General features: G+C 40.4%; 17 protein-coding genes. 16 read left to right on the top strand and 1 reads right to left on the bottom strand.

Annotated elements, in window-relative coordinates:
- Positions 1-368 precede the first annotated feature (368 nt).
- From E0485_RS20480 to E0485_RS20440, 9 genes are all read left to right on the top strand, one after another.
- Positions 369-1259, top strand: coding sequence for a sensor histidine kinase (locus tag E0485_RS20480; RefSeq protein ID WP_165921243.1), 891 nt, complete (start codon positions 369-371; stop codon positions 1257-1259).
- A 5-nt stretch (positions 1260-1264) separates the two neighbouring features.
- Entirely contained in the window at positions 1265-1936 is a 672-nt protein-coding gene (locus E0485_RS20475) for a response regulator transcription factor (protein ID WP_235857653.1), read from the top strand.
- Between the two features lie 111 nt (positions 1937-2047).
- Complete coding sequence (locus tag E0485_RS20470) at positions 2048-3073, top strand: alpha/beta fold hydrolase (protein ID WP_132419935.1); 1026 nt, start codon at positions 2048-2050, stop codon at positions 3071-3073.
- A 183-nt stretch (positions 3074-3256) separates the two neighbouring features.
- Positions 3257-4039, top strand: a complete 783-nt coding sequence (gene rfbF / locus E0485_RS20465; protein ID WP_132419958.1) for a glucose-1-phosphate cytidylyltransferase — start codon at positions 3257-3259, stop codon at positions 4037-4039.
- Positions 4040-4054: 15 nt separating this feature from the next.
- Positions 4055-5290: a UDP-glucose dehydrogenase family protein gene (locus tag E0485_RS20460; protein WP_132419934.1), complete on the top strand. Its 1236-nt coding sequence runs from the start codon at positions 4055-4057 to the stop codon at positions 5288-5290.
- 15 nt (positions 5291-5305) lie between these two features.
- Positions 5306-6388: an NAD-dependent epimerase/dehydratase family protein gene (locus E0485_RS20455; protein WP_132419957.1), complete on the top strand. Its 1083-nt coding sequence runs from the start codon at positions 5306-5308 to the stop codon at positions 6386-6388.
- Positions 6389-6390: 2 nt separating this feature from the next.
- A complete protein-coding gene (locus E0485_RS20450) occupies positions 6391-7734 on the top strand; it encodes a glycosyltransferase family 2 protein (RefSeq protein ID WP_132419933.1) in 1344 nt (447 codons plus the stop codon).
- 20 nt (positions 7735-7754) lie between these two features.
- Positions 7755-8621 (top strand): glycosyltransferase family 2 protein, encoded by an 867-nt coding sequence (locus E0485_RS20445; RefSeq protein ID WP_132419932.1) that lies wholly within the window; start codon positions 7755-7757, stop codon positions 8619-8621.
- A gap of 115 nt (positions 8622-8736) precedes the next feature.
- A complete protein-coding gene (locus tag E0485_RS20440) occupies positions 8737-10155 on the top strand; it encodes a glycosyltransferase family 2 protein (RefSeq protein ID WP_132419931.1) in 1419 nt (472 codons plus the stop codon).
- A 27-nt stretch (positions 10156-10182) separates the two neighbouring features.
- On the opposite strand, the gene E0485_RS20435 is transcribed toward E0485_RS20440, so the two are convergent.
- Complete coding sequence (locus E0485_RS20435; protein WP_132419956.1) at positions 10183-11373, bottom strand: YhgE/Pip domain-containing protein; 1191 nt, start codon at positions 11371-11373, stop codon at positions 10183-10185.
- Between the two features lie 179 nt (positions 11374-11552).
- Here E0485_RS20435 and E0485_RS20430 point away from each other — a divergent pair, with 179 nt between their 5' ends.
- The 7 genes from E0485_RS20430 to E0485_RS20400 all read left to right on the top strand — a co-directional run bounded on the left by E0485_RS20430 (position 11553) and on the right by E0485_RS20400 (position 16993).
- Positions 11553-12173 (top strand): TetR/AcrR family transcriptional regulator, encoded by a 621-nt coding sequence (locus E0485_RS20430; RefSeq protein WP_132419930.1) that lies wholly within the window; start codon positions 11553-11555, stop codon positions 12171-12173.
- Positions 12174-12218: 45 nt separating this feature from the next.
- Positions 12219-12935 (top strand): O-methyltransferase, encoded by a 717-nt coding sequence (locus E0485_RS20425; protein ID WP_132419929.1) that lies wholly within the window; start codon positions 12219-12221, stop codon positions 12933-12935.
- Positions 12936-13015: 80 nt separating this feature from the next.
- Positions 13016-13339: a DUF2642 domain-containing protein gene (locus E0485_RS20420; protein WP_132419928.1), complete on the top strand. Its 324-nt coding sequence runs from the start codon at positions 13016-13018 to the stop codon at positions 13337-13339.
- A 103-nt stretch (positions 13340-13442) separates the two neighbouring features.
- Positions 13443-13859: a MerR family transcriptional regulator gene (locus E0485_RS20415; protein ID WP_132419955.1), complete on the top strand. Its 417-nt coding sequence runs from the start codon at positions 13443-13445 to the stop codon at positions 13857-13859.
- On the top strand, positions 13856-14776 hold the full coding sequence (locus tag E0485_RS20410) for a DMT family transporter (RefSeq protein WP_132419927.1): 921 nt from the start codon (positions 13856-13858) through the stop codon (positions 14774-14776). Before E0485_RS20415 ends, E0485_RS20410 begins: the two co-directional genes overlap by 4 nt.
- 497 nt (positions 14777-15273) lie before the next feature.
- A complete protein-coding gene (gene ku / locus E0485_RS20405) occupies positions 15274-16101 on the top strand; it encodes a non-homologous end joining protein Ku (RefSeq protein ID WP_132419926.1) in 828 nt (275 codons plus the stop codon).
- Between the two features lie 220 nt (positions 16102-16321).
- Positions 16322-16993, top strand: coding sequence for a CatB-related O-acetyltransferase (locus tag E0485_RS20400; RefSeq protein ID WP_132419925.1), 672 nt, complete (start codon positions 16322-16324; stop codon positions 16991-16993).
- Positions 16994-17481 lie beyond the last annotated feature (488 nt).

Raw genomic sequence — 17481 nt, 5'->3', positions numbered from 1 at the left:
ACAAAGTTATATCCTTTAGTTGATTTTGAAACACTTCATTATTCACAAAGGGGAGTAAGATTCATCATGAAGTTAAATTTATCATCTCCAGGCATGATTCGAAAATGAGTGATCAAAGGAAATGGCATTGGCCCGACTTTTTTCTATTTCTCATGCGTACGGTATGGTTTTCTTTTAATGGATACGCGATATTCGTTAGTACGATTGGTTCAGAAAAGTGGATTATACTTTTATGGGCTAGTTGCTCTTATCTAATACCCCATCTATTTTATCGGCCTAGGCTTATTAAATTCCAATATTATTTAATGGCTGAGGTGTTGTTAACGGGTTCTTTGTTTATTTACTTATCGAGTCAGTATGATATATCAGTGACTTACAGTTTTTTACTTGTACCTATCCTTACTCTTGCTTATGCCTGTCAAGTCAAGCCATTAATTTGGTTAGGACCTTTCGCCGTATTAGCTAGTACATGGGCAGGCAGTCTCTTCACGAATCAGGATTTCTTTAAACTCTGCATTGACACAACTATTTTTTATGGTATTGGGTTTTGTTTAGGAAGGATGACCATTGTCAACAAAGCTAATAAAGAGTTAATTGCCTCTATTGAGGAAAAAAATAAGGATTTGGAATATTACGCAAAAAAAATTGAGGAACTGACGATTAAGGAAGAACGCAATAGAGTTTCGCAAGACTTGCATGATACAGTTGGTCATATTTTCACATCGGTCATAACAAGCTTAGATGCCCTTCCTTTTCTATATAAGGCAGATAAATTAGAAGCAGAAAAAAGTATAAAAGAGATTTCAGATTTAGCACGAAATGGCTTGAACGATGTAAGAAAAACAATTCACCATATGTCGCCAACGAGTCATCGAACGCTTGTTGAATCAGTGACAGAATTAATTGATGATTTTATGAAACATACGGCAACAGATATAAAACTGAATGTTGAAGGGGAAGCGACCAAAGTCAGTGAAAGAGTAAAGCTTGCCATTATTCGTTGTATCCAAGAAGGACTTACAAATGCGAAAAGACATGGTCAGGCCACTTTTATTAAAATCAATATTTCGTTTAAACAAGAAGAATTGATTGTTCTTATTGAAGACAATGGGAATGGTTGTAATGAATTGAATTTAGGATTTGGCTTACGCTCCATGAAAGATCGAATATCGGCATTAGCGGGTACGGTTAACTTTGATTCTAAATTGAATAATGGTATGAGGATCACGTGTAGCATACCTATGGCAAAGGAAGTTTAATGATCATGATTAAAGCAGCAATCGTTGAAGATCAAGAGATTCTAAGAAAAAGTCTAAAAATTGTGATTGAAAATATTTCTGACATTGAGATTGTTGGAACAGCAGAAAATGGAGAAGCGGCAATTGCTTTATGCGAAAGGGAAAACCTTGATATTCTTTTAATGGATATTCAAATGCCGGTGATGGATGGGGTTAAGGCGACAGAAGAAATAAAAAAACGGTGGCCACATATTAAAGTGATCATCCTTACTACTTTTCAAGATGTCACTCACGTGTTGAATGCCTTAAATGCTGGTGCTGAGGGTTATATATTAAAGGCTGTTGATCCAGAATATTTAGTTCAGGGAATTAAAATGGTGTATCACGGAGGTTCCCTCATTCCTCAGCAATTAGCAAAAGAGGTGTTTGGACAAATACAATTAAATCATAACTCACATTCGGATCAAGACCATAACGCTATGAATCATCCCTATGATTTAAATAATCAAGAAATCAAAGTTCTCAAATGTTTAACCCAAGGATTGTCCAATAAAGACATTACAGAAAAGATGTTTCTATCCATGGGGACTGTGAAAAATTATGTTTCTAGCATTTATTCGAAATTGAATGTAAAAAACAGATCTTCCGCTATTACTAAAGCAATGGAAGAGAGTCTTATAAAAGATAAGAGAGTGTAGATGAAGTTAAATCGACTTTGTCTTCACTCTTTTTTTATGACTTTTTAGTGACTTACCGGCACTACAGTATATTACTTTTCAATTGTAGAGTATTGGGTAAGGAGGGATTAGATGAAAAACTTAAAGAGATTAATAAAATATGTCGGTGTATTCATTATTATCATACTGGTAATCGCTTTTTTCAGGCCCACATGGACTTCGAGTATAAAAGGGGATAACAGTATTAGTGTTCTAGAACAAGTTGAGATCAATGGTACGAAACAGCAAATCATGATTAGAGGTCGTGATCTAAATAACCCGGTCATTATTAATGTACACGGGGGGCCGGCGTGTCCCGAAATTCCTTATGCAGCTGAGTACCAAAACTTGTTAGAAAAGGATTTCACTATCGTTAATTACGATCAAAGAGGAAGCGGTAAATCATATCATTTTAATGAGGATTATTCTAATTTAACGGCAGATGTACTTGTGGATGATTTATTAGAACTTACCGATTATATTTCGAAACGATTAGGTAAAGAGAAAGTGATCTTATTAAGTCATTCTTACGGTACATATTTAGGAACAATGGCTGCTTATAAAGCACCAGAAAAATATGAAACCTATATTGGGATTGGTCAATTGGGTAATATGCAAGAAAGTGAAATTGATAATTTGAATTACACAATAAATGAAGCCAAAAAAGCCGGAAATACAGAAGATGTGAAGTATTTAGAGGGGCTCGCTGAAAAAGTACATAATGGAGAGGCAGTAGCTCCAAGAAATTATGTAGGGAAATACGGCGGCGCTTCAAGACTTATTAATATACCGGATGGCAATATACTTGAGATGCTATTAAGTAGTGAATATAATCTGTTAGATTTAATTCGCTATAACAATGGATTTAAGACACAAGCACAGCTTGTAAAAGAGGTTCTTGATAAGCCACTACCTAATATAGTCACAAAGCTTGATTTACCATTTTATTTTGTAATGGGTAAATACGACGCTATGGCATCATCTAATGCAGCAAAAAAATATTTTGATATGATTGAAGGGGATCACAAGGAGTTCATTTCTTTCGAGGAGTCAGCTCATTATCCACAATTTGAAGAGAAGGATAGATTTTCTAAATGGATGAGCGATACATTTAAATAAGGCTATACAAAGTCCTGATGATATTTTTTCATCGGGACTTTTTTTGTAAATTAAGGAGCGTGTATGAGGTGCAAGCACCCAAGCATATTCATCGGCATATTATTTTTAATATCAACTATTTGGGTGGATTGGCGCTCTTCTTTCATTAGGATTTGTGCTGACAAAGCCAGAATGAAGGTTTATATGAAAGTAGTCATTCTCGCGGGAGGATTCGGTACCCGCATAAGTGAAGAATCGCATTTACGACCTAAGCCGATGATTGAAATCGGAGACGCGCCGATTATGTGGCATATTATGAAGATTTACTCTCATTACGGCTTCAACGAATTCATCATTTGCTGTGGATACAAGGGATATATGATTAAAGAATACTTCGCCAATTATTATATACATCGCAGCGATATGACATTTGACTTTACAGCTGAGAACAAGATGATTGTACACGCGAATGTCGTGGAGCCATGGAAAGTCACCGTCGTGGATACGGGGCTGTTCACACAGACCGGCGGACGTCTTAAGCGCATTGCGCCCTATATCGGTAATGAGCGGTTTATGATGACCTACGGTGACGGAGTCAGTGACATTGATTTAACCAAACTGGTACAAACGCATGAAAAGTTAGGAAAAACCGTCACCTTATCGGCGATTCAACCAGGCGGGCGGTTTGGCGTTCTCAACATCAATGACCTTGATGGGACAATAACTGGTTTTCACGAAAAAGTGCAGGAAGACGGTGCTTGGATAAACGCAGGGTTCATGGTGATGGAGCCTGAAGTCTTTGAATATATAGATGGAGATTCAACGATTTTTGAGCGCAGCCCGCTTGAGCGCTTGAGCGCAGATGGCAAGCTTGGAGTATATAAGCATAACAAATTCTGGGCATGCATGGATACGGCTCGGGATAAAGGCGCCCTCGAAGCTGATTGGGCGAGCGGCAATGCGAAGTGGAAAGTGTGGGTGGATTAAAGGAGGCGGGAGGAAATGCGTATCGCCGTATTCGGACTTGGATTTGTCGGACTGACTACTGCGCTTGGTTTTGCGGACAAAGGTTATTCTGTGCGCGGATATGACATTAACCAAGAGCGCTGTGCAGAGATAGCCGGCGGAAAAGTCCCGTTTTTCGAGCCAGGACTAGACGATGCGCTTGCTCGAAATCTCGGCAAAACATTCATCTTAGCGGACAGTGCGATAGATGCAGCGGATCAGAGCGACATCTGTTTTTTTTGCGTTGGAACGCCGGGGCTGCCTGACGGTAGCGCGGATTTGGCACAATTGCTATTAGCGATTGATAGTGTTCTTGAAACAGTCTCCGAAGTCTGTGTGCTTGTCGTGAAATCCACGATTCCGCCGGGAACGCTTAACGAACGAGTCACGCCGTATGTCAGGGCGAAGGGAGCGGGTAATCCCGTTGCGGTAAACCCGGAGTTTTTGCGTGAGGGCAAGTGCTGGGATGATTTTATGAACCCTGACAGAATTGTCTGCGGTGTGACTGACGATGCAGCAAAGAACGTGCTCGCGGAGCTCTATAAGCTGTTTGGCGCACCGCTTCATTATGTAGAGCCTAACACAGCTGAGTTTATTAAATATTTATCAAACTCTTTGCTTGCAGCGCTGATCAGCTACTCGAATGAGATGGCTCTACTTGCAGATGCGGTCGATGGTATCGAAACGGCAAGGGCGTTTCGCATTCTGCATGAGGACAGACGGCTTGCCGGCGCAGGAATCAACACCTACATATATCCGGGCTGCGGATATGGCGGTTATTGCCTGCCCAAAGACATAGCTGCCCTTGACGCTGTCGCGCTAAACCGGGGATTCACGCCGCGAATACTGGAAGGTGTAATTTCCCTTAATAACGAAATGCCGGAACTGACTGCTCGAAAAATCGCCCGTGCGGCAGGCGAGAAAACCGAGAAAATCGGAATACTCGGCCTGTCGTTCAAACGGGGCTCTGATGACGTTCGTGACAGCCCAGCTGCGAAGATCATCGGCGCGCTGGTACAGGGCGGTTATGTTAGCATCTACGCCTATGACCCACTTGCCATGCAGGAATTTCACAACACGTACAGACTTTCCATCACCTATTGCGCGTCAGCAAATGAGGTATGCGAAACTTGCGGCACGGTCGCACTTGTAACTGCCTGGGATGAATTCCAAGGAATTGATAAGACCTTTCCGGACACACGCTTCGTCGATTGTAGATATTTCTTAGGATAAGGAAAAGTGAACAATATGACGGAAAATAAAATTCTATCAGAGGACTTGCGGCGTATCGCGGATGGACTAACAGAGCGCGAGTGCAGTGCACTGTCAGGCAGGAGCATATTCATAACGGGCTTTGCTGGCTCCCTTGGGTTTATGCTGGTGCAGTTTTTTGCGGAGTACGGGCAGACTCTTGGTGTGAAACGCATATATGTGCTAGATAACTATATATTCGGAAAGCCCAAGTGGGTCCACGCAATAGAAGATCACCCTCTGTTTACGGTGCGCGAGGGCGACGTCACTCGGGAGAATTTGTCGTTTGCAGGCGATGCAGATCTTATTTTTCATATGGCGTCGCTGGCGTCTCCTGTTTACTATCGATTGCATCCAATCGAAACGATGGATGCCGACGTTATCGGGCTACGGCGTTTGTTTGACTTTTACGGCGACAGAGGCATTTTTAATTTGTTGTTTTACTCCACCAGCGAGGTTTATGGCGATCCTGATCCTACAATGGTGCCGACGCCAGAAAGCTATTGGGGCAACGTTAACAGCTCCGGCCCGCGCTCCTGCTATGATGAATCAAAGCGGTACGCCGAAACGCTCTGTTACAATTTTCATCATCAGAAAGGCTTCCCGGTGACCGTGTTGCGCCCGTTCAACAGCTTCGGACCCGGCCTGCGAACAAACGATAAACGCGCCCCGGCGGATTTTGCGATGAATATTTTGCGGAACGAACCGATTGTCTTGTACAGCGATGGCAAAGCGACCCGTACGTTCTGTTACGCTTCAGATACGACGCTCGCGTCGCTAAAATGCGCGTTATACGCGCAATACGACATCTTCAATATCGGTAATGACGTGGAAGAAATGACGATTCGGGAATTAGCGGAGATATACCGTTCCGTCGGGAATTCCATCTTTGGATATAACGGGAGCATCCTATTTCGTGAGCATGCGGATAAACATTACAATACGGACAACCCACAGCGCCGCTGTCCGGATTTGAGCAAAATAAAAACCGTACTGAATTACACACCTTCCGTGGATACGCGGACAGGGGTAGAACGGTATTTAATGTACTTAAAGATAAACGGCATAAATGAGGTGTAAATTTGCGGATATTTGGGGAGAGGCCGCTTGTAAGCTTTGTCGTAAGCGTACACAATCTAGAGCGTTATATTGTTGCATGTTTGGACAGCATCATTACTCAGCCCTTTGATGATTATGAGATCGTATTGGTCAATAACAACTCTACTGACGGCAGCGATGCCATTTGCAGAGAATACGCAGCGAACCATAAACAGATCCGATATTATGCGCTGACCGGTGAGCCGGTTATCGGCAGGGCGGTCATTTACGGTACCCAAAAAGCGCGTGGGCAATACATTCATTATGTAGATGGCGACGATATGTTGGCTCCGGGCGCGTATAGCGAAATCGAGAATATATTACGAAGCCATGCTCCCGATGTGCTTTTCGGGCGGTTCAGTACAATTTTAGAGGAAAGTGTCATCAATTTTACTGATAAATCTTATCAAGCCGAACGCATTAACGGGCGCGATAAGGATGAAGCACTTGAATACCTGACCGAAGCACAGCCGTTTAATGTAGCAACATGGCGGCTGATTTTTTCGCGAAAATTACGGGAGTATTATCGTGCGCCCGTAAAACGTTCAAAGCCGCCAGCAAATATTTATCATGATGTCTACGTATCTGTCCGTACTTTGCTCTCGGCGCGCTCGGTACACTACGTTGACACATTGGTTTACTTGTACCGTGTGCGTTCGTCATCTATTTCAAGGATAAACGCGTCGAAGAATGTTTCGGAGTGCTGCAAGCTTTTGCTCTCTTTGACGTGGTTGATGCGGTGCAAAGCCACAACGGAACAAGAGCGCGGCTTTGTCCGCGTCTATATGGAGCATTTTCGGCACCAACTTATTGCTGCGCTATGCACCGTGAGCAATGAGCAAATAACCGAAATCGCCACCGAGATAGATAAATGTTTGAAGCAAAAAGATCTCAGAGGTATGGCCACGTCCTCGGAGGACCACGACTGTTCTGTAGTGGATACGCTGTTATCAGAGGGCGCTGCGACAGGCCTTGCCCGTTTGCGGGAACAATGCTTGAACAAAGTTGAGCAAATGGCCAGGAGGGTTTTAGCAAAGAGGGGAGATATCTATTTGGCTCCGACTGGTCAAATTGGTTTGTTTTTGAAGACTGCTTTTGAGGCAAAGGGGATTTCTCTTTCTGGTTTCTTTGACAACGATGTACAAAAAAACGGAATGTTAGCTGATGGCATTCCTGTTCGCCTTCCTGCCGCTGTAACGAAAATAGCTGGTGACAAGCCATTAACGATCCTGATTGGATCCGGATACCCAAATGTGCGGGAAGAACTCAGGAGTCAGTTTATCGCGCTTGGTATTGACGAAAGCGATTTGCTTATCGTCGAATTTTAACGTCTGGAGGTGTCCTGCCTATGCCGTCTATTAGCGTTATATTGGTGACATACAATCGTGAGCAGTATCTGCCAGTCATGCTGGACTCCTTGCGAAATCAGACATTCGGTGATTATGAGCTGATTCTAGTCAACAATGGTTCAATCGACGGTACAGCAGAGCTCTGTGCGGCTTACGCGGAAGCGGATGCGAGGGTGAAACTAGTAACTATTCCGCACAACATAGGTGCATCGTTTGGACGCAACAGCGGTCTTGCTGCCGCTACGGGCGAATATGTTCTATTTGTGGATGATGATGACCGATGCGAGCCATCGATGCTCTCGTTTCTCGTCGATCTTGCACGCGAAGAGAATGCCGATATTGCCATGTGCGGTAGCTATAACGATTTCGGGGACAGGATGGAGCCCTACTTCATTTGCAATGAGTGGTTCGTTGTTGACCGATTGCAAGGATTAAGAGAGTTATTAAACCGTCGGCTTTACAATGCCGCGCCGCCGACCAAGCTCTTTCGGCGCAGTTTGTGGGAGGGCTTATCATTCCCGGACAATGTGCTGGTAGACGACATTCACGTGATCTACAAGGTATTTGAGCGGGCGGGGCGAATAGCTGTGTGGAATATCGCGATGTATGTTTTCAGGAAACACGCGTCCAACATGACGGCGTTTATACACAACAAGCAGATGACGCCGGAGTTGCTTGATGAGTATTTGGCGATGTATCAAACACGGGCAGAATATCTCACCCAACGTGCACCGGAAATTGCCCAAGATATTGAACAATCTTTACGGGCTTTTATGCAAAGCATGTGTGATAACATCATATCTAATCGTTTTACTGGCTATGAGAAGCAACTAAATAATATGATGAATTACTTAGCTGATAAGTGAAGCCGTTCTTTATGAACGAAGAAACATTCTGTATATACGCACATAATTTATAGAAGCAAGGAAGAATCCCGCGAATTTATGAAAATATTTTTAAATACTAAAGGGATGATGTTGCATGAAAAAGTGTATTTTTTACACCTACGCGTATAATGCGGAAAAAACGATAGCGCGTGCGATTGAAAGCGTGCTTGCCCAGACTGAGCAGAATTGGGTCTGGTATTTATTGGATAATGCTTCGACAGACGGAACAAGCAAAATCATCAAACAATATGCGTCCAAAGATTCGCGTATTATTGCGCTTAGAAACAAGCAGAATCATGTTCACGAAAAGGGAAATAGTTGGACAGAAATTATCCAGAATTATAATGACTCCGATTATCTCTGTTTTTTCGATGCGGACGATGAATACAAACCGAATTTCTTGACGAGTATGGTACGGTTTATATCGAATGACGATCTCGATGTCGTTGCTTGTGGACATGATTTTATTGATGAGACAAACAAGAATCTGATTGGTATTCGCAAATTGGATCATAGCCTCATTTTAGATAGACCAGAAATGTTTAACGCCTATTTTACTGCGTATCATCAGTTTATGCGGACAGTATGGTGTAAACTTTACAAAGTGTCGGTTTTACGCAAATTTGATTTTTCACATATGCCAAGTATGCACTACGGGTATGATACCCTGTTTGCAATTGAAAATTTCCGTAATGCCAGCCGTGTCGGCATCCTTGCAGACTCATTACACAAATACTATGTTTATCCGCAATCTTCCTCGTATCAGTTGGACGATACCCGTATTACTTGTGATCGTATACTAGACGATACAGCACGTGTGTTTCTGATTGACAAGTGCGGAGCAATCAGCCCGCAGAACCACCGATATCTTCAGCTTGTCTACTATAACGGAATCATCGACACGATTGACGTTGTACTTCACGCATCCTTGTCGGACCATGCCAAACTGCAAAGCCTATGTGATTTAGTAACCCACCAAAAAACCAAGGAATTGTTTGAGCAGAGAGTTATTCCTGATGAAGAGCTTGATTTAAAACTGCGCACGCCAATTAACAAATGGCTTCTCGCACAAGAAAAATACCAGACCCTGAGCAGCGCTGAAATGACCGCCCAAATACTTGTAGCCATCTATCCGCACCTATCTACTTTCATTAAAAAAGAAGCGCTAAAGTATTTACTGTTGAAAATGCCTGATATGATCCCATATGTTCTTCGAAAAGACTACAATCGCATGATTGAACGTTTTCAATCTTGGCATAAAGACCATGATGTAGACGAGCCTTCGTTAACAGAATTGGAAATTGTCGCGAATTACGCCGTACATAGGCCGGATGACCAGCTGCTTTTGCTTTTCATGGACATCAAAAAAAACCGGCCTTTATCGTCAGAACAATTGAAGATTGATACGAAAATCACCAATTTACTCACAAAGAATCCGTTGCTTCAAAATGTCAGTGCCGACTTAACAGGTTTGTCAGATGCGGTGATAAAAAACAGAGATACTCAGTCTTAAACTGAAATATCTCTGTTTTTTTATAATTTATATTTCTTGTACAGCCTTATGTCCGTTACTGCTATTTACTCGCTGCGGTTTAAGCGTAGCAAGGAATAAGACAATAAGACTTCCTAAACCAATCCAGACTAATGTACTGATCGGGCCACTCCAAGTTAATCCTTTACCGAAGAAGAATAAATCTTGAAGTCCTTCTACCATAATTCGCATAGGTAACCACGAGAAAATCCAATCTTTATAGAAGGAAGGCATAAATTCGGGTGCCATCGATAATAAGGGTGCGCCAAAGAATAGCAATAAGACAAATATCGGCATACCAGCCAGTCCGATCCACATGAGAACAGCTTCAATCATTAGAACAAAACTGAAACTCGTAATGGTTAAGAAAATGGCGGTGTCAGAGAAACTAGCAATATCATACCCTAGCATGCCATCAGCTAACCAAGTCAATCCAAAACCAATAAGAAGTGACGCAATAGCAGCTATTACAACTTGAATTGAGATAGTAACCATTTTGTTCTTTTTAGAGGTGTATGCCATCTTTTTTTGCGATACCCATAAAAGCATGGCAGCCATTAAACTTCCCATCCAAATAGGTTGAAATAAAGCCATTGGGGCCATTCCCATGGTACGTGTTTCATTGAGGTAAGTTACGGTTTTGGTAATTGGAGAAGCTAAAACGGATGCTTGTTCTATTGTTAAGTTTCCACTATGTGCTTTAAGTCCCTCTATAAGCTGACCACTCACCTTATGGTTAATGTTATCAACAATTCCATTTAAAATTTGAGTAACCGCATTTGATGCAGTGGCATTTTTCCCTTGATTGACATAGATTTTCAGTTCTGGTGATGATGGTGTAGATGTTTGTAATGAAGCTTGTTTGACACTATAGTCTTCAGGAATTACAAGAGCCCCATAGTACTCCTTATCATCCATTCCTTGTTTGGCTTCTTGATAACTAGCGACAGCAATCCACTTAACAGCAGGCTCAGCTTCACCACTAGTTTCCTTCATTGGTTGATTAAGCATATCAACTAATGTTGCCCCGAAATTCATCTTTCCTTGATTAGGGATATCGACGCCAAGATCTTCATTTACGATTGCTAAGGGAACATTCTTAGGAGCTTGTTTAGCCCCTGGGATTTGTACAACGGCAAAAATACAAGTGATGATAATTGCTATGATGGGAGCTACAATTATTAGTTTGTTTTTTAAAATACTCATTTTTTTCCTCCTAATCCTACAAAATAATTAACACTGTGTTTATTAATCTTCTTCGTGTATATTATATTTATTAGGTGAAAGTTAAACCACCATCAATAAATTTAAAAATGATTAATAAACAACATTTCATCATTTCGTGTAGATTAATTGGAATTATTTTAAGGAGAAAATAAATGGATCAAGAAAAAATGGACAGGCGCATAGCGAAGACTAGAATTGCAATTAAAAATGTTTTTACAGAGCTGATTGATGAAATAGGTTTTGATGCTGTGACCGTAAAGAATATAACAGACAAAGCGAATATTAATCGAAGCACATTTTATTTGCATTACCGTGATAAGTACGATTTGTTGGAAAAAAGTGAAGAAGAAATTATACAAAAAATAGAAGAAATAAGTAAAAGTATAAGGAGGTTAACTCCTAAAGAGTTGAATAACTTGTATTCGGACAATAAGCCGTTTCCGTTTGTGATTAAATTAGCTGAATATTTCCGAGATAATGCTGCATTTTTGAAGGTCATTTTAGGACCCAAAGGAGATTTGTCGTTTCAAGAAAAAATAAAAACGATATTGGAAAAAAATATAGTGGAAAATGTACGTGCCATATTTGGTGAGGGAACGTTTCATGTACCTATTGATGTTTTTATGGCCTATATCATTTCAGCTCATGTTGGATCCATCCTACACTGGCTAAACACGGGCATGAAACAATCACCTGAGGAAATAGCAACAATTATCTTTAATTTAACTTTTCAAGGACCTGTTAATGCTATTGGATTTAAAAAGTTTCAATAATCATAGGCGAAATGAAAGATTATCTATTTGAAAGGGTGTATCTAAATGAATCCTACTGAACATAACTCATACGAATTATCTGGCTCAAGTAAACAGCAAAGTCAAAGTTGGACAGATGTCGATCAGTATTTCACGGATCAACTTATTAAAAAAGATCCTGTGTTGGATGAAGTGTTGAAGCACAATGCAGAAGCGGGTTTGCCAGCGCATGATGTTGCTCCGAATCAAGGCAAGCTGCTGCATTTGTTAGCAAGAATCCAAGGTGCAAGTACAATCTTAGAAATTGGAACGTTAGGTGGTTACAGCACGATTTGGCTTGCAAGAGCATTGCCTGCTAATGGTCGCTTAATTACTTTAGAATATGACCCAAAACACGCCGAGATCGCCAAGGCGAATATTGCACGCGCTGGATTATCTGATGTCGTGGAAGTTCGAGTGGGGTATGCGCTTGATTCCTTGAAGGAACTTGTCGCTGAGAACTTGCGATTTGATATGATCTTTATTGATGCGGATAAACCTAATAACCCTTCTTATTTTGACTATGCACTTAAGCTTTCACGTGTGGGAAGTATGATTATCGGTGATAATGTAGTACGTGATGGGGCGGTAGTGAATGAAGAGAGTAAGGATCCGAATGTGCAGGGTGTAAGACAATTTTTTGACCTTATTGCATCTGAACCTCGTGTAAGTGCTACGGCAATTCAGACGGTAGGCAGCAAGGGGTATGATGGATTTTCGATCGCTCTGGTTACGGGTGAATAAATAGTAAAGGAACACCACATAGGCAGCTGTCATATGTTATAGATATGATCTCTAATTAATGACAAAGGGGTATGCAACACATGAATAGTAGTGTGTACTATGGCTATCCGCAAGCCTATGCCACATTCCCAGCTCCGCCATATTATCGGAATGGGGAAGTACAGTGCAAGGAAAATTTGGTATTGCCGAATTGGGTTATGTATACGACAGCTGTGGAGCCCAAATTCATCGAGCATTTGACCCAGCACATAGGATTAATGATTGTCATCACGACAACTGTTGGCAAATTGGTAGGTACTTTGGGTGATGTCTTCATTGATCACGTGGCCCTTGTAGTTGATGGAAAGCTGCATCACATTCGAATATCTCAAATCGTTTATTTTGAAAAAGCAGTAGAGAAATAATACATGAACCTGCATTCCGTAATTATCGGTGCAGGTTTTTTTATGTACTTGACTTAGAGTTAACTCTAAGTTGTAAACTAACATTAATCCAAAGAGAGGGATGATGTTATTGTATTCCATTAGTGAAGCTGCTGAGATGTCCGGTATTAGTTCATATACATTAAGATATTACGAAAAGCTTGGGCTACTTCCCCCACCCAAAAGACAAAACGGCGGAAGGCGGTTCTATACAGAAACGGATATTCGATTCTTGATGTTCCTCAAAAGTTTAAAAGAAACCGGAATGTCTCTAGAGGATGTTCATGAGTTTATTCAGGACGGTTGTATTTTGGAAAAAATCAATTCCGATGTGAAATCGTCGCAACTGACTCCTTCTATCAATAAACGGATCGAGATTTTAACAAAGCATTTGGAGAAAATGGAAGTTAAAAAGAGAGAACTTGAAGAAGTGATCTCAACAACGAAGGAAAAACTGGATACCTATTATTCCATCCTGAAAGAGGAAGTGGAAACCGAATGAAGCATTTGAAAATATATCTGATGTTAATCGGCTTCTCCATTTTTACGGGAGCTACCTTTCATCTTGCAAAATATACAGTTGGATATTTTTCCCCATCATCTGCTGCGGCATGGCGTTTCGGCTTAGCCGCAGTGGTCATGCTAATCATTTTGATTTTTTCTGAAGGTATCAAGACAAGTCAATTAAAAAAGAATGCCATCTCCTATATTGTTCTTGGAGTAGTAGGAATCTTCGGATTTAATGCTTTGTTTTTTGTAGGTTTGAATTATACATCTCCTGTTAATGGGGCATTAATCATGGGACTGAATCCATTATTAACGATGGTTTTCGCACGAATGATATTAAAAGATAGTATTACAAAAAAGCAAGTAACCGGTATATTCTTTGCCTTTATAGGTGTTATGTTAGTTATTACACAAGGTTCTATTGAGACGATAAAAACGCTATCCATTTCAGGCGGGGATTTAATAATCTTTGCAGGTAACGTTTGTTGGGCACTTTACAGTGTACTTGGACGTCGTTTTCTAAAGGACGCTACTCCGCTATCTACCACCACTTATACGATGATTATCGGTGCTGCTAGTTTAATAGTGGTTTCCTTATTTACTTCAAATCCTGTTTCTTTACCAGACATTTCGATCGGAGCATGGGGAGCAATTGCCTTTATGGCTTTCTTTACAAGTGTTTTGGGTTACCTTTGGTGGAATCAGGGGATGAAGGAGCTTGGGGCAAGTAAAACATCTCTATTTTTTAATCTTGTTCCTGTTGTCACGATGATTATTTCATTTGCTATTGGAACACCGATAACGGTATTTCAAATTATTGGGGCTGTGTTAGTTATATTAGGGGTAATAACTGCTTCAGGGGTAATGATTATTCCAAGCAAAAGAACGATTGTTAATGGTGCTAACCGATAGTGAGACTATTAAAGATTGTGTTTTATTTCCGTTGACTAAAAAACTTTAACCCTTTATTATATCTGACTTTCTTAAATTTAGGTCTTGATAAACTGAACTAACACTTTATTTTTCAGTCTAATACTTTGTTTTCTTCAGACAGATTTACCAATTTTACAATTTGAATGGTCATCGATGGAATATTTCTCATATCGACCGATTAGGTAAATGAACTATTTATCTTAGCATCACTAATTAACATCGCCAGCTTTTAGGCGATGTTTTTTTGTTTAAAATAATACTTCGTACAATCTAGATCAGGAAGGGGATGCAGTTCTTGTAAAAGTACGACGCGCGCTAAGGGGGAATATTCGCACTTACCACTTGGTCTTGCAACGCTTCCTGGTAATGACGAAGATAAAAGAGTCTCATTTAGCCGATCATGAGAGTATTTTTTGTTCCGATTAGGTGAATAAAGATAATTATTACCAACCCGAGTAAAGGAGATAAATAACGCGATGCATGCAATGTGGAAAGGTACTATACAAATTGCGCAATTTCAAATACCAGTGAAATTGTTTGCTACTACTGAAGACAAAGAATTGTCCCTTAAACAAACCCATAGAGCATGTGGTGATAACATATCTCATTTAAAGTTTTGTCAAACGTGTAACTCCACTGTAGAAATGGATCAAATACAAAAGGTATACGAACTAGGTGGGGGAAACTCAGTAGAGGTTTCGGACGAGGAGCTTAAGAAGATATCTCCACAAGCTAATAAGAACTTTGTTATAGAGCAGTTTATTGATAATAGTGATCTAAATATTGTCCAAATGAAAAAACACTATTTCGTAGGAACAGATGAAGTAGGGGAAGAAGTATTCCAGCTATTCCTCACGTGTCTTCAAAAATCGAAAAAAATCGGTATAGGTTACATTACGCTGCGCTCAGTACAATATCTTGCCGCTATTAGGCCAATGGGAAATGGGATAGTGTTATCGATTTTACATTATGCTGATGAGGTTCGATCGATGCAGCAAATAAATAATACAGTGGCGGGGGTAAAAACCAAAATATTTGAGGATCACATCTTAATTTTAAGTCAATTGATTGATGCGATGACAGGACCTTTTGAATTTGCTAAATATGGCAACAGGTACAATGATGCACTTAGGCTATTAATTGAAAATAAAATTGCGAACAGATCACCGAAAAATGATGAGATTGAGCCGGTTATGCCTCAAAATAACATAGTTGATTTGTTATCGTCGTTACAGAGAAGTTTGGATTTCGTGAATAGCGAAACCACTTTGTTCTCAACGTCTGAAAATAATAACCTTCATTAACCAAGATGTTGTCCGGATTAGTTACTTTTTTATGTTATGGTTAGTTCGGACAGTGAGGTATGATTTGACGAACGAATGTTTCGTTTGTTACACTGACTCCATCAAATAGGAAAAGGATGAGGGCGATGGTTCGTCGTTTGAAACGGTTTAAGAATGTTGCTACTGCATTAAGCTTCTAAGTGAAAAAATGATTAATATTACTTAGAAGCGAGGGAAAAGAATGAAACAACATCGGTTTAACCACTGGTCTGAAATTAAGTATCTAAAGGATATTGTCACTAACCCAATGATTCAAGTAGGGGAATACTCCTACTACTCTGGTTATTACGATAATCATGATTTTGAAGATGGGTGCGTTAGATACCTTTGGGGAGATGAAAAATCAAGGAAGTTATTTAACCCCATCGAAGACTATGGTTGGGCTTTAGATAAATTGATTATAGGAAATTACGTATGCATTGCAAGTGGTGTAATTATTTTAATGGGTGGAAATCACAATCATCATCCTGAATGGATTACAGTGTATCCGTTTGTGGAGCAGATTGAAACCTCTTACGAACCAAAAGGGGATACAATCATCGAAAGTGATGCCTGGATTGGCATGAATGCAATGATTATGCCTGGTGTAAAAATAGGTGAAGGTGCCATTGTTGCGGCAGGATCGGTTGTTGTAAAAGATGTTCCACCATATACGATAGTAGGCGGCAACCCTGCTAAAGAGATAAAGAAACGATTCACAGACAAAGAAATCGAAAAGTTAATGGAAATTCGTTGGTTCGATTGGGAACGTGAGAAAATTGAACAAGCCAGTCATATCTTCTCAAGTTCTTCGATTAATCAATTATATGACTACTATCTAAAGGAAATAAAACCATATGATCACCTCATTTAATAAAAACGACTCGAATTGATGTACAGTTTGGCGTTCAATAAGTGATTTATGGATTAATCTAATCCCAATTATTGAACTAACAGGACACTATAGCATAATAAATAACTAAGACGCGGCTGCCGGCATGGATCGGCAGCCGCGTTGCGCTAACGGGCAGGTTAGTTAAAGATCATACTCGGTGAATCGTACCACAAGTAACGGCAAGTTTTTTGGAGAATCAAATGTGCTTTAGAAGGGAAAATATGGATAGTAATCGAAATGTTATTTTATGCCTTTTTATACGATTCAGAAACCGAAAGGAGAAACGAAATGAGCGAACTAGGCGTTAAAGATAACACGTGTAGAGTGGTCAAAAGAGGATTCTCAGCAGTTGGAACAAGGCATGAAGCGAAGTATTCAGAATACCCAACCGTAATTCCGCAATCATTTGACTCTTTAATAAGTCGTATGGAGGAAATCCAAAATCGAACTGGTGAAAAATTGGCTCT

Source organism: Paenibacillus albiflavus, from assembly GCF_004344915.1.
GTDB lineage: Bacteria > Bacillota > Bacilli > Paenibacillales > NBRC-103111 > Paenibacillus_AM > Paenibacillus_AM albiflavus.
The sequence above is the reverse complement of the archived record's forward strand: the minus strand, read 5'-3'. Positions and strand labels throughout refer to the sequence as shown.